At 42.3% G+C, this 19,140-nt stretch carries 21 protein-coding genes; 6 read left to right on the forward strand and 15 right to left on the reverse strand.

What is annotated here, in order from left to right; translation table 11 throughout:
- Window positions 1-295 precede the first annotated feature (295 nt).
- The 5 genes from OCU46_RS15505 to OCU46_RS15525 all read right to left on the reverse strand — a co-directional run bounded on the left by OCU46_RS15505 (window position 296) and on the right by OCU46_RS15525 (window position 3,610).
- A complete protein-coding gene (locus OCU46_RS15505) occupies window positions 296-679 on the reverse strand; it encodes a hypothetical protein (RefSeq protein WP_141271873.1) in 384 nt (127 codons plus the stop codon).
- Between the two features lie 115 nt (window positions 680-794).
- Window positions 795-962, reverse strand: coding sequence for a hypothetical protein (locus OCU46_RS15510; protein WP_167495402.1), 168 nt, complete (start codon window positions 960-962; stop codon window positions 795-797).
- A gap of 93 nt (window positions 963-1,055) precedes the next feature.
- Window positions 1,056-1,775: a hypothetical protein gene (locus OCU46_RS15515; protein ID WP_141271872.1), complete on the reverse strand. Its 720-nt coding sequence runs from the start codon at window positions 1,773-1,775 to the stop codon at window positions 1,056-1,058.
- Between the two features lie 143 nt (window positions 1,776-1,918).
- The gene (locus OCU46_RS15520; protein WP_141271871.1) at window positions 1,919-2,749 is read right to left on the reverse strand and encodes a CPBP family intramembrane glutamic endopeptidase; all 831 of its coding nucleotides are present in this window, start codon (window positions 2,747-2,749) and stop codon (window positions 1,919-1,921) included.
- Window positions 2,750-2,767: 18 nt separating this feature from the next.
- Window positions 2,768-3,610, reverse strand: a complete 843-nt coding sequence (locus OCU46_RS15525; RefSeq protein ID WP_141271870.1) for a LysR family transcriptional regulator — start codon at window positions 3,608-3,610, stop codon at window positions 2,768-2,770.
- Between the two features lie 382 nt (window positions 3,611-3,992).
- On the opposite strand from OCU46_RS15525, the gene potA reads away from it, so the two are divergent.
- The 4 genes from potA (at window position 3,993) to OCU46_RS15545 (ending at window position 7,876) form a co-directional block, all read left to right on the forward strand.
- Window positions 3,993-5,108 carry a spermidine/putrescine ABC transporter ATP-binding protein PotA gene (gene potA, locus OCU46_RS15530; RefSeq protein ID WP_141271869.1) on the forward strand — a complete coding sequence of 372 codons (1,116 nt, stop codon included), beginning with the start codon at window positions 3,993-3,995 and terminating at the stop codon, window positions 5,106-5,108.
- Window positions 5,092-5,949 carry a spermidine/putrescine ABC transporter permease PotB gene (potB, locus tag OCU46_RS15535; protein WP_208733555.1) on the forward strand — a complete coding sequence of 286 codons (858 nt, stop codon included), beginning with the start codon at window positions 5,092-5,094 and terminating at the stop codon, window positions 5,947-5,949. Before potA ends, potB begins: the two co-directional genes overlap by 17 nt.
- Window positions 5,949-6,719 carry a spermidine/putrescine ABC transporter permease PotC gene (gene potC / locus OCU46_RS15540; protein ID WP_017029840.1) on the forward strand — a complete coding sequence of 257 codons (771 nt, stop codon included), beginning with the start codon at window positions 5,949-5,951 and terminating at the stop codon, window positions 6,717-6,719. Before potB ends, potC begins: the two co-directional genes overlap by 1 nt.
- Window positions 6,720-6,841: 122 nt before the next feature.
- Window positions 6,842-7,876 (forward strand): extracellular solute-binding protein, encoded by a 1,035-nt coding sequence (locus OCU46_RS15545; protein WP_141271867.1) that lies wholly within the window; start codon window positions 6,842-6,844, stop codon window positions 7,874-7,876.
- Between the two features lie 171 nt (window positions 7,877-8,047).
- Here the strand turns inward: OCU46_RS15545 and OCU46_RS15550 are convergent, their stop codons facing one another.
- Window positions 8,048-8,596: a carboxymuconolactone decarboxylase family protein gene (locus tag OCU46_RS15550; RefSeq protein WP_141271866.1), complete on the reverse strand. Its 549-nt coding sequence runs from the start codon at window positions 8,594-8,596 to the stop codon at window positions 8,048-8,050.
- A 425-nt stretch (window positions 8,597-9,021) separates the two neighbouring features.
- On the opposite strand from OCU46_RS15550, the gene OCU46_RS15555 reads away from it, so the two are divergent.
- On the forward strand, window positions 9,022-9,276 hold the full coding sequence (locus tag OCU46_RS15555) for a hypothetical protein (RefSeq protein ID WP_141271865.1): 255 nt from the start codon (window positions 9,022-9,024) through the stop codon (window positions 9,274-9,276).
- A gap of 121 nt (window positions 9,277-9,397) precedes the next feature.
- On the opposite strand, the gene OCU46_RS15560 is transcribed toward OCU46_RS15555, so the two are convergent.
- Entirely contained in the window at window positions 9,398-9,544 is a 147-nt protein-coding gene (locus OCU46_RS15560; protein ID WP_167495401.1) for a hypothetical protein, read from the reverse strand.
- Window positions 9,545-10,694: 1,150 nt separating this feature from the next.
- On the opposite strand from OCU46_RS15560, the gene OCU46_RS15565 reads away from it, so the two are divergent.
- Window positions 10,695-12,176, forward strand: coding sequence for a hypothetical protein (locus OCU46_RS15565; RefSeq protein ID WP_141271864.1), 1,482 nt, complete (start codon window positions 10,695-10,697; stop codon window positions 12,174-12,176).
- 129 nt (window positions 12,177-12,305) lie between these two features.
- On the opposite strand, the gene OCU46_RS15570 is transcribed toward OCU46_RS15565, so the two are convergent.
- The 8 genes from OCU46_RS15570 to OCU46_RS15605 all read right to left on the reverse strand — a co-directional run bounded on the left by OCU46_RS15570 (window position 12,306) and on the right by OCU46_RS15605 (window position 19,138).
- Complete coding sequence (locus OCU46_RS15570) at window positions 12,306-12,980, reverse strand: SDR family oxidoreductase (protein ID WP_141271863.1); 675 nt, start codon at window positions 12,978-12,980, stop codon at window positions 12,306-12,308.
- Window positions 12,981-13,142: 162 nt separating this feature from the next.
- Window positions 13,143-14,312, reverse strand: a complete 1,170-nt coding sequence (locus OCU46_RS15575; protein ID WP_141271862.1) for a tetratricopeptide repeat protein — start codon at window positions 14,310-14,312, stop codon at window positions 13,143-13,145.
- Window positions 14,309-14,932, reverse strand: coding sequence for an energy transducer TonB (locus OCU46_RS15580; protein WP_141271861.1), 624 nt, complete (start codon window positions 14,930-14,932; stop codon window positions 14,309-14,311). The genes OCU46_RS15575 and OCU46_RS15580 overlap by 4 nt, the downstream gene beginning before the upstream one ends.
- A gap of 9 nt (window positions 14,933-14,941) precedes the next feature.
- Window positions 14,942-15,346 carry an ExbD/TolR family protein gene (locus OCU46_RS15585; protein WP_141271860.1) on the reverse strand — a complete coding sequence of 135 codons (405 nt, stop codon included), beginning with the start codon at window positions 15,344-15,346 and terminating at the stop codon, window positions 14,942-14,944.
- 11 nt (window positions 15,347-15,357) lie between these two features.
- Window positions 15,358-15,912, reverse strand: coding sequence for a MotA/TolQ/ExbB proton channel family protein (locus tag OCU46_RS15590; RefSeq protein ID WP_141271859.1), 555 nt, complete (start codon window positions 15,910-15,912; stop codon window positions 15,358-15,360).
- Window positions 15,912-17,273, reverse strand: a complete 1,362-nt coding sequence (locus OCU46_RS15595) for a MotA/TolQ/ExbB proton channel family protein (protein WP_141271858.1) — start codon at window positions 17,271-17,273, stop codon at window positions 15,912-15,914. The genes OCU46_RS15590 and OCU46_RS15595 overlap by 1 nt, the downstream gene beginning before the upstream one ends.
- Window positions 17,274-17,276: 3 nt before the next feature.
- Window positions 17,277-18,131, reverse strand: a complete 855-nt coding sequence (locus OCU46_RS15600; RefSeq protein WP_141271857.1) for a DUF3450 domain-containing protein — start codon at window positions 18,129-18,131, stop codon at window positions 17,277-17,279.
- Between the two features lie 77 nt (window positions 18,132-18,208).
- Complete coding sequence (locus tag OCU46_RS15605) at window positions 18,209-19,138, reverse strand: iron-siderophore ABC transporter substrate-binding protein (RefSeq protein WP_141271856.1); 930 nt, start codon at window positions 19,136-19,138, stop codon at window positions 18,209-18,211.
- Between the last annotated feature and the right edge of the window lie 2 nt (window positions 19,139-19,140).

Below are 19,140 nucleotides of genomic sequence, written 5' to 3' on the forward strand. Positions count from 1 at the left end.
TCATCGGTGGCTTACATCTAAGATATTTCCGCAATATTGATGAAGCAACATGCGTACTTTTAATATTTAGAAGGCCATCTCATTCTTGTGCGAGCAATTTTACCTACAAGTTAGCTAAAAACATATAAGGTAAACTTATGAACATACATTAATGGTATTTGTGCTTTGTGTTTAATCGAAATTTGTTATAGCATCAAAAACAGATAGGATATTATAAAATCAACTAAGGCTACTACAAGGTAACTCTCATAGCGGTTTTTAAACAGCGATTGACAGAAGTAACGCCGAACGACTGTTACAGAATCATTTGTCTCGACTCAGGAAGCGCACACATTTGTTTTACATGTCCTTCTTCTTCTGCATCACGAATCAAGCGCTCGCCCAAGTCTATGCCTTCGATATACATTTCATGCGCTTCACTAAAAGCAAATTCCTCGCCATAAGCTTCAAGCGATAAGCCCTCGATGTTTTCACGCATATCTAAGGTCAGTGTTTCGAAAAGCTCTAGCGGCATTTTGCCCAGTTCAACACAGTAACGATTCACTGTGTCTACTGCTCCTACCGCCAAAATAGCATTGTTACGACTGAACAAAGAATCACTTTCATTGTTTTCAGCAAGTGCGGGTAAAGATACGTAAACCATAGTGGCAATAAATAACGCTGAGAGTCGTTTTTTCATATATTACCTTCAAGATGATAGAACTAGAATATTTACGAACAGGAATTAGAACTTTTCACCTAATATAAGAAAATACATAGGTGTGAGTAGCAAGAAAATAATAGTAGACTTAAGGTTATTCGTAGCTTGTAGAAAGCCCCAAAGCTAAAGATATATCTTTATCAAGGATAGGATAAGAGGTTTTATCAATATTGGCAGAAACAGTAGGAAGCGCAGAGAAAAGCAGTAAGCCAATAATAGCAAGAATATTAATAAGGTAACGATTTCGAGTGCTTCTATTCATAGATAAACCTTAGAATAATTAGAAGCAAATCCATTTGCTTTATTTACTAGTTAGTAAGTCAACACCTAGCCAAGTGATGTTGCTAGTATTTAATTAGAATTGGTATGCAACACCTAGAGTAACGATATTGTCATTTTCACCTACGTTAGAGTATTCACTAACTAGATCACTAGTATTTAGGTAAGTATAACTAACGTACGGTCTCCAGTTGTCCATCTCTGCTGAAAGAACAACTTCATGCTGGTTAGTATGGTAGTCACCATTAGTAGCGTAATACTGGTTACCGATATGTACTATACCAGCACTTGAGCCATCGCTATTTTCATGTGTGTAGGTGTAGTCTAGGCTAACCATACCAAATGTAAGTGATGAACCAGCAATGAACTGATTGCTGTTGATGCCGTAATCTGCATCGCTAATTAAGTTCGATACGTCCAACTCAGAACGTTTGTAAGCATAGCCACCAAATACATTAAAGTTATCACTTACGTTAAAGGTAACCACGGCTTCTGCTAATGCATCAGAACCTGTATCCCACTTGCCAAGCTCACCGTAAAGGTTCAGTTCAACTTGGTCTGAAAGGTGGAAATCATGTCCGTAACCTGCAGCCAACCAACCTTGGTCATCAAAAGCAATATTTACATAGCCATTTTCAGACGTTTGAATAGTTGCGCCCGCTTCTGTTGCGTAGTCGCCATTGTCCGCTGCATTAGATGCAACATTTTGTTCTAGGTAAACTTCAACTGGCGCTGCGATAGCTGTAGTAGAAAGAAGCGCTGCAATTGAAGCAGATAGAACGGATAGTTTTTTCATTGGAATCTCCAGTGTTTGGTACGAAGAGCTATGTGCTCAGAACATGGAGAGGATTATGAGATAAACATCACATTAGATATATAAATCCATTTTGGGTTAAGACATAAACTGAGATTATATCAATGGAGAGAAATAAACACTGATTAACGAATGGCGATCGGATAAGTAAAAAATAGTAAGTGCGTGAAATTAAACATGAAGTGCACCAGTACAGCTGCCCAAAGGCGACCAGTAAGATAGAACGTCATTCCATAACAAGCGCCAGCGATAGTAGCAAACGCAACCAATAACCATCCCCCAGCAAGGTGAGCAATTCCAAACAAGATACTTGCGATAATCAAACCAATCTTCCAACCAAATTGTTTAGTGATCTCTTGCTGTACAAACCCACGAAATATCGCTTCTTCTGCCACGCAGGTTAGAAGTAAATTGTTGAACAAGAACAGCCACCACCAGTTTGGCAATGACAATTCAAACCCTAATCCTCCAAAGATCACAGCAATAGGCAATAAGCTCGCCAAGGCAATCAAGGGATTTACGAGTGTCTCCCACTCAACAGGCTTGGCTTTTCCTAATAACCGGGGAAATGCCAACAGTAAAGCAAAGAAGATAAGAGGCTTATCGAGGTTAAGATACATAGTAAATGGATAACTACCAGCGCCTGCCTGTACCTTATCTAGCACTAATAAATTAGCAAAACCGGGGAGCCAATGCAGCGCCATGCCCAACGACCATACAATCGTCACAGCTAGGGCCAAGTATTGTTTATAGCCTTGCACTCTTGGTACTTGAGAAGCAACCGCAAAACCAAATACAGTAAAGGCCAACCCTAGAACTGAGAGGCGTTCCTCAAACAAAGCCCCTAATAAAGCGACGCAAAGAACAGCAAAAGCTGGGCGATTGTTGCCAATCAAAGCAAACACTATAGCGATTGCTAAGGGTACCCAAACCCAAATAGCGCTATCAAGAACCATGATAAGATCTACAAAACACTATTTTTGATGCTGTTTGAAAATCGCCTTTATTTGCTCTCTCTTCTGCTTGTGGTTTTCATCATGCAGATAGCGTCTATGGTAGATCATTCTGTAATGGAGTTGATTCAAAGGGAGGGGATAAGGAAATATTCTAAGCCCAAGCATAGGAGCCACTCGCTCCGCCAAGCTACGGTTTGCCGAGGCAATATAATCGCTATCGGAGGCCAGCATTAGCATTCCAGAAATCGAAGAGGTTTCGACCTTAACAGAACGTGGCGCAACGGGTGTATCAGAAAGGAAATCAATTGTATTCATCTCACTTCGACGAATCTTAAGGGCAATGTGCTGCTCTCTGTAGTACTCCTCATACGACATTGTCTCTCCTATTCTTGGGTGGTCTTTACGAGCCAAACAAACAGGGTCTTCGGTAAAAACTTCTTCCACTACAAATGAATGACGCTTGCTATGCAATACATCAATGAGTAGATCTACCTTTTGACTCATTAGGTCGTCGAATACTTCCTCTTCATCAAGAGGTGCATCGGAAAATTCCATGCCGGGAATATCTTTTAGAAGGTGTAATACCGTTTCACTGCAATGCACTTTTAGCGCATCATCTTGAGCTTCGATAGTTTCTAACACAGATAGAGGGGACTCTATCTTATTAGCCAGAGCGACAGCAGCACCGGTTGGCGCAATTCCACGCCCCTCTCGCACGAACAATGCCTTGCCGACAACAGCCTCTAAACGCTTTAGGGCTGCACTTACCGCTGGTTGAGTGAGTTCAAGTTGTTCTGACGCTTGAGTTATAGACCGGCAACGATACACCGTGAGAAACGTAGTAAGAAGATTTAGATCCATCGATTCAACAAGACAAAGAATTATAATTAAATCATAGATATATATAAGCCGTATCTCAAGAAGAAGCGTCTTGTTGGCTCACATTTATTTACTGCGTCATCTATACTCAAAATTAACGCCCCCTTAGATTTAACAAGCCCTAGTAGCAACTATGAAAAACAAGGGGTTATCGTTAAAAATTAATGCAATTTTTCAATAGTTTCGATTAAGCTTAGGATCATCAAAGGCCCTGAGAAATAGTTACGTTTAATAGAGCCTAGAACTGTCTGAATTTACAGACATTTTTTACTTTAACTTATTGATATTATTATTTTTGATTGGTTTTCGTCAAAAATATTGGTACCCAACTTAGGCAACTAGGTGCGTAGGAGAAATACAAACGTTGGACGCTCAACAACATAATGAACAACCTGTAATTCGTTTAACAGGCGTAAGCAAAAGTTTTGATGGCAAAGAAATCATCGGAAATCTAAATCTAGATGTAAACCATGGTGAATTCCTTACTATTCTGGGTCCATCAGGCTGCGGAAAAACGACAGTCTTGCGCATGATTGCTGGATTTGAAACCGTCGACAAAGGCAACATCCTTCTTGCCGAGCAAGACGTAACTGATGTTCCTGCCGAACAAAGGCACGTAAATACAGTTTTTCAAAGCTATGCCCTATTCCCACACATGACGGTATTTGAAAATGTAGCGTTTGGCTTACGCATGCAAAAAGTTGCCGAAGCCGACATCGAACCTCGTGTGATGGATGCCCTGCAAATGGTTCGCTTAGGCGCCATGAGCCAGCGCAAGCCTAGTCAATTATCGGGTGGTCAACAGCAGCGTGTTGCCATCGCGCGTGCAGTAGTAAATAAGCCTAAAGTTCTGTTGTTGGACGAGTCACTATCCGCCTTGGATTACAAACTAAGAAAACAGATGCAAATGGAGCTTAAACAACTTCAGCGCCAGCTTGGCATTACCTTTATCTTTGTTACCCATGACCAAGAAGAAGCACTATCAATGTCAGACCGCATTATCGTAATGCGAGACGGTGTTGTAGAGCAGGACGGCACACCGCGTGAAATCTACGAAGAACCAAAGAACCTATTTGTGGCTCGTTTTATTGGCGAGATTAACGTCTTTGATGCTATCGCTAAAGAGCGTCTAGACGAGAAACGCATTCGCGCAACCATAGAGGGTGTCGATTCTGTGGTCTACTTTGACAAACCCATCATTGAGAATGAAAAACTGCGAGTACTACTTCGCCCAGAAGATTTACGACTCGAAGAGATTCGCGAGTCAGAACAAAAAGGGATTGTTGGTCATGTCGTTGAACGAACCTATAAAGGTATGACTTTAGATTCAGTCATTGAATTAGAGTCGGGTCTTAAGGTGATGATCAGCGAATTCTTCAATGAAGATGACCCAGATGTAGACCATTCTTTAGGGCAAAAAGTGGCCATCACATGGGTGGAGAGTTGGGAGGTCGTTCTTCATGATGAGCAAGAGGTTTAATCTTCAGAATGCGATCATTGCTCTGATCGTTGGTTGGTTAACACTGTTTGTTCTTGTACCTAATGTCATGATCATAGGTACCAGTTTTTTAACTCGTGATGAAGCCAACTTAATTGAGCTTACATTTACCTTAGACAACTACGCACGTCTAATGGATCCCTTGTATGCAAAGGTGTTGTGGCATTCCTTTTACATGGCAATCATTGCCACTGTGATGTGTTTGATCATCGGTTACCCTTTTGCCTACATCGTTGCCAAGATGCCACCTAAATGGCGCCCATTTATGCTGTTCTTGGTTATCGTACCGTTTTGGACTAACTCTTTAATTCGTACTTATGGGTTAAAGATAGTGTTAGGCACTCAAGGCATTTTGAATAAGTCGCTGATGGCTATCGACATCATAGATAAACCAATGCGTATCATGTACACGGAAACAGCGGTAATGATTGGTCTCGTCTACATCCTGCTCCCTTTTATGATACTGCCTCTCTATTCAGCTATAGAAAAGCTTGATGATACCTATATCGAGGCGGCAAAGGACTTAGGCGCAAACAAACTACAAACCTTTACTCGTGTTGTATTGCCACTGACCATGCCAGGCATTATTGGTGGCTGCTTACTAGTTCTGTTACCTGCACTGGGTATGTTCTATGTATCCGACCTACTAGGCGGCGCTAAGAACCTACTGATTGGTAATGTGATCAAGAGTCAGGTACTCAATGCTCGGGATTGGCCGTTTGGCGCCGCTACCAGTATCGCCCTTACTCTTGCGATGGCCATCATGCTTTATGCGTATTATCGCGCTGGTAAGCTGTTGAATAGAAAAGTGGAGCTGGATTGATGGGGCGTACACTTAGATTTAGTTTTATGACGCTGGTGTATGCGTTCTTATATCTGCCTATTATCGTACTGATCGCGAACTCCTTTAATGCCAGCAAATTTGGTATGAAATGGGGAGGCTTCACCACTAAATGGTATGAAAGCTTACTCAACAACGATAGTTTGATGCAGGCGGCATGGCACTCGTTAAACATCGCTGTATTTTCAGCCACAGCAGCCACGATTATTGGTAGCCTTACCGCAGTTGCGCTATTTCGCTACCAGTTCAAAGGCAAGCGAGCAGTTAACGGTATGTTGTTTGTGGTCATGATGTCTCCCGATATTGTCATGGCCATATCTTTACTGGCGCTGTTTTTGGTTATCGGTGCACAGCTAGGGTTCTTTACCCTATTGATAGCCCATATTACCTTTTGCCTGCCCTTTGTAGTGGTGACAGTATACAGTCGCCTGAATGGTTTTGATGTGAAAATGCTTGAAGCCGCCAAGGACCTTGGTGCTGGCGAGTGGGTGATCCTAAAGCAAATCATTCTGCCGCTCGCTATGCCAGCGGTTGCGGCAGGTTGGTTACTCAGCTTTACCCTATCGCTTGATGACGTCATTATCAGCTCATTTGTTACCGGCCCCGCTTACGAGATATTGCCGCTTAAGATCTACTCGATGGTAAAAGTAGGCATCTCTCCCGAGGTGAATGCGCTGGCAACGGTGATGCTCATTGTCTCTCTAATACTGGTAATAATTTCTCAGCTTCTCGCACGGGAAAAAGTGAAATAGTCTAATATTATCTGGTGTTTAAAACCCTGCTGATCGCCTCTGATCAGCAGATTAGTTTACATTGCTCATATCGACTTGATCGTGATGGAAAAGTCTTCGGGCGATAATTAAATGGAAAAGTAATGAAAAGTAAACTCTATGCTAGCGCCCTTTGTGCGGCGACACTGTTTTCTTTGCCTGCATTGGCAGCCGACAAAGAATTGTATTTCTACAACTGGTCGGAATACATTCCAAACCAGGTACTAGAAGATTTCACAAAAGAAACTGGCATTAAGGTGATTTACTCCACCTATGAATCCAACGAAAGCATGTACGCCAAACTAAAGACTCAAGGTTCTGGTTACGACTTAGTGGTGCCATCCACATACTTCGTATCGAAAATGCGGAAAGAAGGCATGCTGCAAGAGATCGACAAAACCAAGTTATCTCACTTTGCCGATCTTGATCCTAGCTACCTAAACAAGCCATTTGACCCTAACAACAGTTACTCTATCCCTTATATCTGGGGCGCAACAGGCATTGGAGTCAACTCAGAAATGGTTGATAGAACTTCTGTCACCAAGTGGGATGACCTTTGGGATGAAGAGTGGCGGGGTCAACTAATGCTAATGGATGACTCTCGTGAGGTCTTCCATATTGCCTTAACCAAGCTAGGATACTCGCCAAATACGACCAATCCTGATGAAATTAAAGCTGCCTATGAAGAGCTGAGAAAGCTAATGCCTAATGTATTGGTGTTTAATTCAGACTTTCCCGCGAACCCATACATGGCAGGTGAAGTATCATTAGGTATGTTGTGGAATGGCTCAGCTTACATGGCTCGTGAAGAAGGTGCTCCAATTGACATTATTTGGCCAGAAAAAGGCACTATCTTCTGGATGGACAGCTTAGCGATTCCATCTGGCGCTAAAAACGTTGAAGCGGCCCATAAGATGATCAACTTCCTATTGCGCCCGGAAAATGCAGCCAAGATCGCACTAGAGATTGGTTACCCTACTCCAGTGGCGACCGCTCACGACCTACTACCGAAAGAGTTTGCAGAAAACCCGAACGTGTACCCTCCGAAAGAAGCCTTAGAAACAGGCACTTGGCAGGATGAAGTGGGAGAAGCCAGCGTGTTGTACGAAGAGTACTTCCAAAAACTTAAAGTAGAATAAATCAACAAAGGGCTTGTGAATGAACACAAGCCCTCTTTCTTACAGTACAAAAATCTATCGTGTCATATTCATACCAATCACAGTAAGTAATCAGAAATAGCGCAGGATAAACCCCGTTATCGAGTGTTTTAACAAGCTAGGGTGAACCGTTATTTACTATGGTTGGTATGACTATTTGGTCCAAGAAAACTGTTCAAACATTGGATCCACAGGCGTTTTCGCCACGTGATTCACATAGTTACTGATTACCTTTTGCGATAAACCAAGAATCACTTCGAGTACTTGTTGCTGCCCGTATCCCGCAGCAAAGAAGGCATTCAGTTGCTCTTCTGTCACTTCACCACGCTGACGCACCATAGCAAGAGTAAAGTCATGCAAAGCTTGCAGTTTCGCAGTTGGCATAGCTTGTTGATTGCGTAGCGCTTCAGTCAGTGCCGGATCTACCTTCATCGAGTGAGCAATACCAGTATGAGCTGGAACGCAGTAATGACATTCATGCTCTACATTGATGGTTTGCCACACAACCGTCAACTCTTCAGCGTCAAATGAGGTTGCTGTGAACTGCTGATGCAATTGTGTATAGGCTTTCAATGTTTCTGGAGATTCAGCCATTACCGCATAAAGACCTGGGACAACACCCATTGATTTCTTTGCACCTTCCAAGATTGTTTTGCTTTTTTGTGGCGCGGTTTCTTCTGTATGTAGTGTGAATTTTCTCATTTGTTCTCTCCAGTAATAGTGCTTTGCATTCGTATGAGACCCGTTTTCACAGGAGCCTCTTCCCCCTGCCGATGGAATAAACTATACGCTCGCGGTAACGATCGTTCAAGATATATCTGAACGATCACTCAAATAAGTTTTATTGTTCAATATAAGCAGCTGAATTTATTACGTTTTAACTTCAATTATGGAGTAGTTCTGCGCTAAAAATTTCTAGAAAGTGTGATTATAAGACTGGCAATAAAAGGACTCGGTAACAGGAAAAGTATTGCTAATCAGTAGGATAGAGAAGAAAACTCATGAATAAATAGGCTGCAATTCATGACGTACCAACACCATTTTTTTAATTTGGCGTAAAATGGTCACATTAATTTCAGGTTTATCCTTTAGACTGCACTTGTGTGTATTACAAAAGGTCTACCTTAATGTCAAAAGTGTCTCTCAACACTCTTTCTGCTATCTACAACTACGTAAATTTAGCCAAGAAACTCCGAGCAACATCCGGTGAAGTAGCCGTTAGGGATAGTCAAAAACTGATAGACAACGCTTTGGATTTAACGGACTTAGGAATAGCGAGCACCAACAAACAGGAAAATTTCGAGTCAGATACACAACTACTTCTGAAGTTTCTAGAAGAAGAATTGGATAAACGTAAGCTAAGATTCGATGTCTTAGAGTAGACCACTTTCACGATGCAGAAGTGGTCATTGGGCCGGTACATTAGCGTTAAAAGCGACGCTATACAGGCCCAAAACACTCCCTGAAGTGCAGGTTGATAGTCGACCTGTACCAAAGTCTAAATTACCGACTTTGTGCGACTTTAATCAATGTTGCTAAGATAAAAACGCCGAACAGCACATATAAGTTAAACGCCCATGCGATCATCGCAATAGTAAACGCTAGCAAAGTGCCGCCTTGATTACCCCAAAATGTCATTTTCTTGTTCATAACCCCACCACCTATTTGCAGAGAAGACTAACAAAGTGGGTCAATAGGCTATCCGTTGGGCTTATTCATTATGCTTTTCGGGTGCACTATTATTATGCAACAAGTTACCGACTAACGCATTGATACTGTTCGCATTTTAAACGAAACTTTCTGCAATAAAACTTTTGGTGATGCATAGACCTGATCAACTATCTAATCGACTACACTAAAAATTTCATTCGTATTTTCTACTAGAGTTGCACCAGTACTTGACTTACCTAACTTCCATGTAAAAGGCTTTCCACCGTCTTTCTAATTAAGACTGTAGTAACGACCGCCTGCTTTTCTATCAATAGGTGTCAAGTATTTAACACCGCAAATCGCAGCTTTCTTATATTCTTACCCTATATCTTAGTATTCTACGACCTCAATCTGTTAGTTTTTACCAACTTAAATAGGACGGTTTGACCACATATGACTTGCTCAAACGGCCTATAATTGATTCTCGCTAACCAGACGTTAATTCCGATATCAGTAGGATAAATAGCATCAGACCAATCTAGTTAGGTTGTATTTGTTTCTTTTCTTAGTCTGGTAATCTGTTTTATTAAACGCTGTTCCTTACCTCTAGTCTTATAGCCATATTCAGATAATCACTTGGTTAGCGCCTTACTCTCCTCAGAAATAAAGTCCGAATACCTAATTGTTAATCTCGTTCTTTAACGTATCTGAGGAGAGTCTAAAACAAGAAATTCACTCTCTATCAGTACACTTATGCTTAACCAGTTCGCCATTGGCACACAGGGTGTAGTTGTTTATTAAACCCATTTTCTTAATATGTAGTTTTGCCTGCGTCGCTAGACAATAAACTCTATAGAATAGAGAAACTTTCTGATGAAAGAATCCCAGCCACGAAACACAGATTAAGTTCCTCTATCGAATTTGTGCCTTGTTGATTTGATGGGAGTTACGTAGCAATCATTGAGTTGTCAATTCTGTCTATTTTATCATCGTTTTATAGTTCAATAAACAAACTTTATTTAGTGTCTTTTTATCTGAAAGTAAACATTAATTCATTGAACTTAGTAATATTTTTTAAATAATCATATGCAATGCGAATGGTATACCTGATACACTTAATTTAATTAGGGAAATACGTAAGACTAGAGATATGGAAAGTAAGTTCGAAGACATCAAAGATATTAATGTGGATGAGTTATTCAAAGACATTGATGTCAGCAACCTAACAAAGCCACTTAACTCATATCTAAAAACCTTGGACTCTTTCTACACAGAGTATTCTAGCAATCATCACCCTGCTCTATTCCGTTGGTTTGTTGATTTCAACCCAGATAACTTTAATGATGGCGAGCTCGATTTTACTGTCAAAGCACTTCGAAAAGCCAATTATGATGACAGCGCGCTACGCGATGAACAGGTAATCCTGTTCTCTCAGCCAATGATTGTATCTGAGGTAAATTGCGCGAATGTTCCTAACAATAAAAATGTAAACGCGCTTAGGTTAATTTCATTTATCGGTTCAGAAAAGAAATTTATTACCCACAAAACTGCTAGTTCATCTAATAAGCTTTATGCTGGGAGTAATGCAGAACTAGTGACCACTTATAAAGTACATGAAACTGCTCTCGGAATGATTCTGCCTCGAAATTCCAAGTTCCATTCTTTCAAAATTGCGAGTTTCCAAAGCCTTCACACAGATTACGATAAATTAGAGCGAACTCAAAAAGCCCTACAGGATGCTAGTGACCGACCTAAAATTGCAATTCAAAACATCTCAGGTAAATTCAATGATATTAATGGGTTGATTAACACAAAGCGTAGTCAATGCAATTTACTTGATATAGAGCTTAATTCACTAGGGCAAGAGCAATCATATCTAGAGGGCAGCATTGAAAGCCACAGAGTTCATTTAGACAAAGTAAAAAAAGATACCGATAGTGCGACTAGAAAATTTGATAAAATTAATAATGAAATATCGGACGCAGAAGACAAGTTAGAAGAAACAAAAGCACAGCTGAAAGTCGAATCCAACCTATTAAAACAAGAGAAAGGTAAGTTACTTTCACTTAAAAAAGACCTAGCAAATGAAATCAATGCCGTGCTTGCTGTCAAAGAGGAGTTAGAGAAAGCAAAAAATGACAAGAACACAACGACTCTCGACTCGCTTGGTCACTCTAAGGAAACTGAAGAGCAGTTAAGGGGCTACTATTGCTACGCAGCCCTTACTTTCTTTTGTTTAGTTTGCATGGCTCTCTACGTGTACTCAAATGGTCAAAACCTTAACGACATTCTACCTGATTTAGTGGACGTAAATGTATGGGACATTTTACTTAGTAGGCTTCCTTTAGTTGCGGCAACAACACTAATTATTGGTGGCTTATCTGGCGTGTTTTTCTACTTAGTTAGGCAGATAGTGTCCCTTAACACTGACAAAATGGCTATGCTAAAAGCCGGCATTTTAGCTCGACAAATAACTGAATCTCTTGATTGTGGAGAGATGAGCGAGGCAGACAAATTAAAAATGCAGCGTAATACTAAGATAGAGCTTATAACTCAAGTATTTGCAAAAAATGAAAACAACCAAGTCCAAAACAAGTTTATAGTTGATGCGCTAAAAGCTCTTAAATCATAGTAATCTGAACACGCAAAAACCGCCGAAAGGCGGTTTTTAGTAGTAGGAGGCCTATTTGAACATTCACGGTGCTTGTACATTATTTTCGAAAAGTGCAATAACTAGAAAAACAAAAGTCTTGCTCCAAAATTACTCCAACTCCACCTTCGGTCTGAATACCATTTCATGAACAATGACATCTTCAGGGAGTTTGAGTAATCCAAGTATTGTGCGAGCAACACTTTCTGGCTGCATATATTCAGGTCTATCAGCCTGCCTAAAGCTAGTATCAGTGCCCCCTGGAAGTAAATTGGTTACCTTGATTCCAAATGGCTGAGCTTCTTTCATTAACACTCCGGTAAAACCAGAAAGACCTTGCTTGGTTGCCGTATATACAGACATTGTCTCACTAGCTCTCTTTGCTACAGTGCTGGTTACGTTAAAAATGTACCCTGACTTCTGGGCTTTCATGACCGTCAACGCTTGCTTGCACAATAACATTGGCGCTCGCAAGTTAATGGCATACTGCAAGTCTAACTCTTCAACTGAAAACTCATCCACTGGACACTTTCGAGAGTTCATCCCTGCATTGTTGATGAGTACGTCTAAGCCACCGAGATCAGTTACAGCGTGATTGAACACCTCAGTGACATTCGCCGATAAGCTGAGATCATAGATGCCAGTGTGGCACCCCGTTAGCGCTTGTAATTCGGTTAGCTTCTCTTTGTTTCGCCCTGTTGCAAAGACTTGATGTCCCTCTGCGCACAATTGTTTTACCAACTCAAATCCAATACCGCTACTTGCACCCGTTACGATTACCTTCATCCTTTTCTCCTCAATAGTCGTTCGCACCTAACCTCAATCTACCCTTTCTTAACATTCAATACACAATCAAAGGATGCAATATGTGTAGTTAAACGTAAGCAATTGAAACTCAGTCTGGAATAACACATATAAAAAATGCCACCCGAAGGCAGCATTGTTTATTTATTGTGGTTGATTCAAATATCGAATCCAATTCAGCGCAGCTCGGTCTGATTTAATCTGGTTGGCTTTTTGAGCATGCTTGAGTGCCTGCTCTCGATTGCCTAAGCGATAGTATGCTTCAACGCGGGTTAGCTCTCTTCTTGAGCTCTCTTCAACCTTGCTTAACTGAGATACCGCTGTCGTATACTGCTTGTTTTGCATGAGCAATTGAATGTAAGACCAACGATAATCGCTATCTTTACTCGACGCTCTAGCCCAAGCATTAAGCGATTCATTCCACTCTCGAGCCTGTTGCCAGTACTGCGCTTCAACAGCAAGATCCTTCGCTTTTGCAGTATCGCCTTTGTTCAAATCATGGAATATTTGAGCTGACTTCTCTGGCACACCTTGTTTGGAGTACAGTTGGGCCATCATTCGAAATTGATCTTTGGTGAGTTCAAACCCTGCTCGCTCATACTGCTTGAGTGTTGAAAGCGCTTGTTGGTAGTTCCCTACTCTTAAGTACAGATTGAGTGTTTGTGTCCACCAACGTTCTGTTTCGGGCTCCAGTCCTCTTAATACTAATGTGGTTTTTAACGCATTATTCCATTGCTTCAATGAAAGCTCTGCGCCCAGACGCAGATTCAATACTGACGTTGTCGTCTTACCACCAGCAGAGTAATAACTCTTCGATGCGTTCAACACTGACGTCCAACTTTCCATTTGGTAGTTAGCTTGCCCAATGCGAAGCCAGATCTGTTGAACCGTCTCTGGTTGCAAGGATTTGAGATTCTTATTCTGAGCAATAACCTGATGGTAATTATCTAGCGCTTGGCGCATCTTGCCATTAGATAACTGAATATCCGCCAGCATTCGCTGCGTTTCGATATGCTGCTCAGCAGGGAGACCTTTAAGTTCGACAGAATGCGACAACGCCCTTTCAGCTTTCGCGCTTTCCGCTTCCTGCCAATACAAGATGCCTAGCATTCGCTGTACATAAGAAGTGTCAAAGGCTCTACTAGAGTCCACTCCCTCTAGAACCTCGATCGCCTTTGCGTCATCGCCTTGGCTTTGCAATTCATAAGCTTGGTGAACTCGGCTGGCTGTAGAGCGGCTCAGTTCTTGGGCATTCACATTTGAACCAAACAAAATAGCTGTCAGCACAAGCGTAATAAATGGTCTGTTCATCATTGCAGTTTGAACTCCAACTTCACGGTTTGACCTTCTCGAGGCGTTGCCTTGCCATTGACGACTAAGGGTTGGTACTTCCAACGCTGTAGCGCTCTTGTCGCTTCTCTATCAAACACTCGTTTAGGCTCACTCTGCACCACTTCAATATCAATAGGGTTACCTATTTCGTTGATGGTAAAGCTCATTACTACATAGCCTTCAATCTTGCGGCTCAGTGCTCTTGCCGGATATCTAGGTTCCATACGATGCAGTGGCATCACCTGTTGGTTTTGCGCAATCTTCATCGGGCCTGGATTTGAAATAGCTAGCCCTGAAACCGCAGTGTCCAACGCAACCTGAGGCAAATCTAAATTGTCCAAAGAAATTGGATTTTCCGATACATCGCTTGAGTCACTAACCTGTGTTTCTGGCGGTTGTGCCGGCTTCTCTGGAGGTTCTGGCAATTGGCGCTGACGACGTTGTGTTTGGCTATCTTGCTCTACTTGCAACATATCAAATCTGACTGTTGGCTCTTGATCAGGCAAAGAAGTCTTGCCCATATTGACCAGCCAAGTCATAAAGCCAAACACAAAAAAGGTCATCAAAATAGCAGCGGGGAGCGCAATGAATAATCGTTTCATCAAAAGTCTCTATTTCGCTGAAGTAGCCAGTGCGATTTTTTCAATACCCGCACCTTTTGCACCGTCCATCACCTCAACAACCGTGCCGTTGAAGGCAAATTTATCGGCTTGGATCACCACTGATGCATCTGGCTTGTCAATGATCATACTTTCAAGCGTTGCTTGCACTCGTTCAACATCTACCAAGCGTTTGTCGATGTAAACCTGGTTGGTATCTGTAATGGCAATGAAAATACCGGCATCTTTTTGATTGGTTGCGTGAGCGGCTTGAGGACGATTTACCTCAACACCAGATTCACGCACAAAAGAACTTGTCACAATGAAAAAGATCAACATGATGAATACGATATCGAGCATCGAAGTCATATCCACTTGTGCTTCTTCGTTACGCTCGCGGCGGCGTCCTAATCTCATAATATTAACCTTCAGCTATGGATTCGCAGCAGTCGCTCTAAGTGCAACTGTTTACGTTCTGCCAATCCATATAATCTTGAATAAACAAACATGCCAACGAGTGCGGCAACCATGCCTGCCATCGTTGGGATCGTAGCCATGGAAATGCCTGCTGCCATTAGGCGCGGTTCGCTGTTTCCTTGGGCTGCCATCACATCAAATACCGAAATCATGCCGGTTACGGTTCCCAATAACCCAAGCATTGGGAACAAAGCGACAAGCACTTTCATCAATGAAAGTGATCGCTTAAGGCTAGATTCTGATGCCGATAACCATGCACTTCTTTGGGACAGAGCATACCAAGAATGACGATCAGAGCGCTGTTGCCACTTTAATACCCAGTCATGCTGACTCTTAGGAAACACCCAAAAGAAGTACAAGATTCTATCTAGAACAAGTATCCAAAAAACCAGCATCACAATGGCGAGCCACCATAGAACCGGACCCCCTCGAAACATCAGTTCTTCAATAGAACCGACAAGGGGTACGTCTGATAGCATCGCCCAAATTGACGCAATGTCGTTCATTATGCCGTTGCCTCTTGTGCAATCTGGCTATTCGTTGAGTGCTTGCGCTCAGCGCTTTGGGCAACCAAACCCACACCTTGTTTTTCAACAACATTGCGAATGCCTTCAGATAGGCTCGATAATAAGTTATGTACCAGAAGCAGGGGCATTGCTGCGATCAGGCCAAGTACGGTTGTGATCAACGCCATTGAGATACCACCCGCCATAATACGAGGGTCAGCATTGCCAAATTGAGTAATGGTCTGGAAAGTATCAATCATTCCCGTAACGGTACCAAGTAGGCCAAGCATAGGCGCTAACGCTGCCAATAGCTTGATGGTAGAAATGCCTTGCTCTAGGGTTTCTTGTTCGTCCATTACCGCTTCTAACAAACGAAGCTCCAGTGCTTCAACCGTTGGGCTTTGGTCTTGTTTGTGAACCAACATCACTCTACCAAGCGGGTTGTCATCCAACGGTGATTCAACATCTTTTAACTGCTTGGCTATCTTAGACTTGATAGACATCAGTACTACAGCACGGTAAAGACCAATTAACAGACCAACCAATAGCAGACCAATAATGATCTTACCCACTAGGCCACCTTGCTCAATACGCTGCATCAAGGTTGGGTTGTTGGCTAATTGTTCAAGTAGAGCGCCGCGTGTGGCATCAATGGCAACCACTGGCATTTCAGCACTCATATCTGCGTTGATAGTAAGAGCCTGTTTTGGCTGCACGGTATAAGGCGTAGCGATTTGCTTATCTGAGTTCCACACTAGATAACCATTGTCATCCGCCAATGCGAATGCACCCATACGCAACACTTGCTTGTGTTCTATCTCACCTGAACCACCCACAAAAGGGGCATTGATAATCGTCGCCTGTGAGCTTGCCTTGATCTGATGAACATAAGACTGCCAAAGGCCATATAGCTGATCTTTCGAAGGGATAGATTTTGCTTCAATGATGTCATTGATAGTTGCCACATCTTGCTCAAGTCCAATAGAAGCAACCGAACGCTCCTGCTCTAATTGAACATCTTTTGCAGATTGACGAACGACACCAAAGATCTCGCCCAAGCTACCTGTAGCTAAGGTCAGTTCTTTCTCTTTCTCGGAAAGCTTTTTCTCATTGTCTTGAAATTGAGCACTGAGCGAATCTATCGACTTATTGAGATCCGCGCGCTGCTTTACCAATGCATCATATTGGCTTTGAAGCTTCTTCTCTTGAGAAGCAAACTCAGCTTCTCGTTGTTTATTATGCTGTTGCTCTGTTGCTTTCGCTGCTACTGTGTCATTAAGAAGCGATTGGCTAGCATGAGTCGGAAGTACACACAGTACTGACGCTAACACTAGACTGATTTTTGCGAGGTGATGTTTCATCGACTACTTTTCCTCACCCTTTACTGTTTCAGACTCGGTGGTCTCAAAATCAGCGGTTTCTAACTTAGTGGTTTCAAGCTTATTGTTCTCAACAAGGGTCAACGAAATAGGCAACTCAAGAAGACTTGGTGACGCTTGCTTGGCTGCTATATCAAATGCTTTATCAATCTCGCGCCCTACACTGCCATTTTGTGGCACCCATAGGTTGCTATTGTCGTCCCACGCCCAGTAGCGTTGACGATCATTTGAGCGAGCCACTAAAGAAACGCGACCAATGTAGAGCTGCTCTGCAATGATCGGCTTCCCGTCGACTTCAATAGTGCCGGAATAAGCGCCCATTTTAGTTCCGTAATCCATTTCGATTTGATAAGCCTCCAAAATACGGCGGTATTTTTCAGCGTCACTCACATCGGCCTGAGTCATCATTTCATTCAAACTATCTAAGCGTGTAGCTCTAGTTTCAGTGCGGATTGGTCGATCTTCAGCATTGAGCTTTTCAAGACCTTCTAGCATCTCGTACATCAAAGGAACAATGCTTTGGCGAGTATCATCGATTTGAGAAAGTTGCGTATCAAACCCTTCGAGCTCTTTACCTTGGCTTGCGATCAAACCTTCAAGGTGCGAGTTATAAACAGAAAGGTTATGCACTTCTTGCTTAAGTCCTGCGATGTCAGCTTCTAGTTGCATCGCCTTATCGCTGCTGTTTGCAACGCGATTTTGGGTCTTTGCAGCGCTTTGCGTTATCTGAGTCTCAATATTCTGAGATTTTTGCAATGTTGCCTGTTCATTGGCCATAGCCAAAGAGCTCGTCATGGATAAGCCTGCAACAAGCAGATATCGCATTCTTGTGTGGTTCATAGGTTTCTCGTAAATCTGTGATTTAGCTAATTGTGACTAATGTAATCTAAAGTGAGACTCATTCTCAATGAGATTAATCAATTATTACCAATAATTTTCGCTATCTCCGGCACCATCTCGTCGATTAGGTAGTTGATCGACAGTGGACTATAGAAAGAGAAGGCTCCCCCTACGATATTGCCTGTAAAGTATTCGCGCCCTTCTCGATGAAACGGCATGCGTTTTCTAAACGCGCTTGTGCTTGCAGAGTCGATATCTTTCTCCTCACCTAACCAAATAAGGACGTCTGTTTCCAAAAGGTTAAGTCGCTCTTCACTGAAAGAAGCATAGAAAGCACTACCTGCTAACTGGTCAAATTGTTCAGGGATGACAAATCCTAATTCAGTCAAAAATTTAGAGCGTAGGTCTTTGCTTGCGTATGCGCCTGGCTGCTTGTTGTAATAAAACGCTACAACCGCCGTTTTTCCCTTAAACTCAGGGTGAGCCGCCTTAACATCATTTAGACGCTCAACAATATTTTGTACATTTTGTTCTGCCTGAGCTTCTAGACCAACAGCTTGACCTATCATTCGATGCTTTTCATTCCAAGGCATCATCCAATCAGGGTACTCACTCGATTGCGCCAAAGTTGGCGCTATCGTTGACAGTTGCTCATATTCGCGCAGAGTCATTCCTGAAGATACGCCTACGATAAGATCTGGTTTTAAGCTTGCGATCTGTTCGTAGTCATAGGAAGTACCTTTTAGTACTACAGGTTTGGCATCTCCCAGTTCGTCTTGCGCCCAAGGCCAGACTGCATAAGGCTGATTTCCATACCATTCACGTGTGGCTAATGGCTTGATACCTAGTGCCAATAAGTCATCTTGGTCACTAACACCCACCGACACAATGCGAACAGGCTGCTTACTAAGCTTGGTGACACCAAACTTATTTTCGATTTCCAAAGGAAAGGCCAGTAATTGGAATGACAACAAGGTCATGCATAAGCCCAAGATCCAATTTTTCATAC

The sequence above is a fragment of the Vibrio comitans genome, assembly GCA_024346835.1.
Lineage (GTDB): Bacteria > Pseudomonadota > Gammaproteobacteria > Enterobacterales > Vibrionaceae > Vibrio > Vibrio comitans.

Bases quoted from the DNA above. Each gene is read 5' to 3' on its own strand.
- OCU46_RS15595 (WP_141271858.1), bottom strand. From the start codon at position 17,273: ATGAAACATCACCTCGCAAAAATCAGTCTAGTGTTAGCGTCAGTACTG.
- potB (WP_208733555.1), top strand. From the start codon at position 5,092: ATGAGCAAGAGGTTTAATCTTCAGAATGCGATCATTGCTCTGATCGTT.
- OCU46_RS15585 (WP_141271860.1), bottom strand. From the start codon at position 15,346: ATGAGATTAGGACGCCGCCGCGAGCGTAACGAAGAAGCACAAGTGGAT.
- OCU46_RS15550 (WP_141271866.1), bottom strand. From the start codon at position 8,596: ATGAGAAAATTCACACTACATACAGAAGAAACCGCGCCACAAAAAAGC.
- OCU46_RS15570 (WP_141271863.1), bottom strand. From the start codon at position 12,980: ATGAAGGTAATCGTAACGGGTGCAAGTAGCGGTATTGGATTTGAGTTG.
- OCU46_RS15565 (WP_141271864.1), top strand. From the start codon at position 10,695: ATGGAAAGTAAGTTCGAAGACATCAAAGATATTAATGTGGATGAGTTA.
- OCU46_RS15560 (WP_167495401.1), bottom strand. From the start codon at position 9,544: ATGAACAAGAAAATGACATTTTGGGGTAATCAAGGCGGCACTTTGCTA.
- OCU46_RS15555 (WP_141271865.1), top strand. From the start codon at position 9,022: ATGTCAAAAGTGTCTCTCAACACTCTTTCTGCTATCTACAACTACGTA.
- OCU46_RS15575 (WP_141271862.1), bottom strand. From the start codon at position 14,312: ATGATGAACAGACCATTTATTACGCTTGTGCTGACAGCTATTTTGTTT.
- OCU46_RS15505 (WP_141271873.1), bottom strand. From the start codon at position 679: ATGAAAAAACGACTCTCAGCGTTATTTATTGCCACTATGGTTTACGTA.
- OCU46_RS15590 (WP_141271859.1), bottom strand. From the start codon at position 15,912: ATGAACGACATTGCGTCAATTTGGGCGATGCTATCAGACGTACCCCTT.
- OCU46_RS15515 (WP_141271872.1), bottom strand. From the start codon at position 1,775: ATGAAAAAACTATCCGTTCTATCTGCTTCAATTGCAGCGCTTCTTTCT.
- OCU46_RS15525 (WP_141271870.1), bottom strand. From the start codon at position 3,610: ATGGATCTAAATCTTCTTACTACGTTTCTCACGGTGTATCGTTGCCGG.
- OCU46_RS15600 (WP_141271857.1), bottom strand. From the start codon at position 18,131: ATGAACCACACAAGAATGCGATATCTGCTTGTTGCAGGCTTATCCATG.
- OCU46_RS15510 (WP_167495402.1), bottom strand. From the start codon at position 962: ATGAATAGAAGCACTCGAAATCGTTACCTTATTAATATTCTTGCTATT.
- OCU46_RS15520 (WP_141271871.1), bottom strand. From the start codon at position 2,749: ATGGTTCTTGATAGCGCTATTTGGGTTTGGGTACCCTTAGCAATCGCT.
- potC (WP_017029840.1), top strand. From the start codon at position 5,949: ATGGGGCGTACACTTAGATTTAGTTTTATGACGCTGGTGTATGCGTTC.
- OCU46_RS15605 (WP_141271856.1), bottom strand. From the start codon at position 19,138: ATGAAAAATTGGATCTTGGGCTTATGCATGACCTTGTTGTCATTCCAA.
- OCU46_RS15545 (WP_141271867.1), top strand. From the start codon at position 6,842: ATGAAAAGTAAACTCTATGCTAGCGCCCTTTGTGCGGCGACACTGTTT.
- OCU46_RS15580 (WP_141271861.1), bottom strand. From the start codon at position 14,932: ATGAAACGATTATTCATTGCGCTCCCCGCTGCTATTTTGATGACCTTT.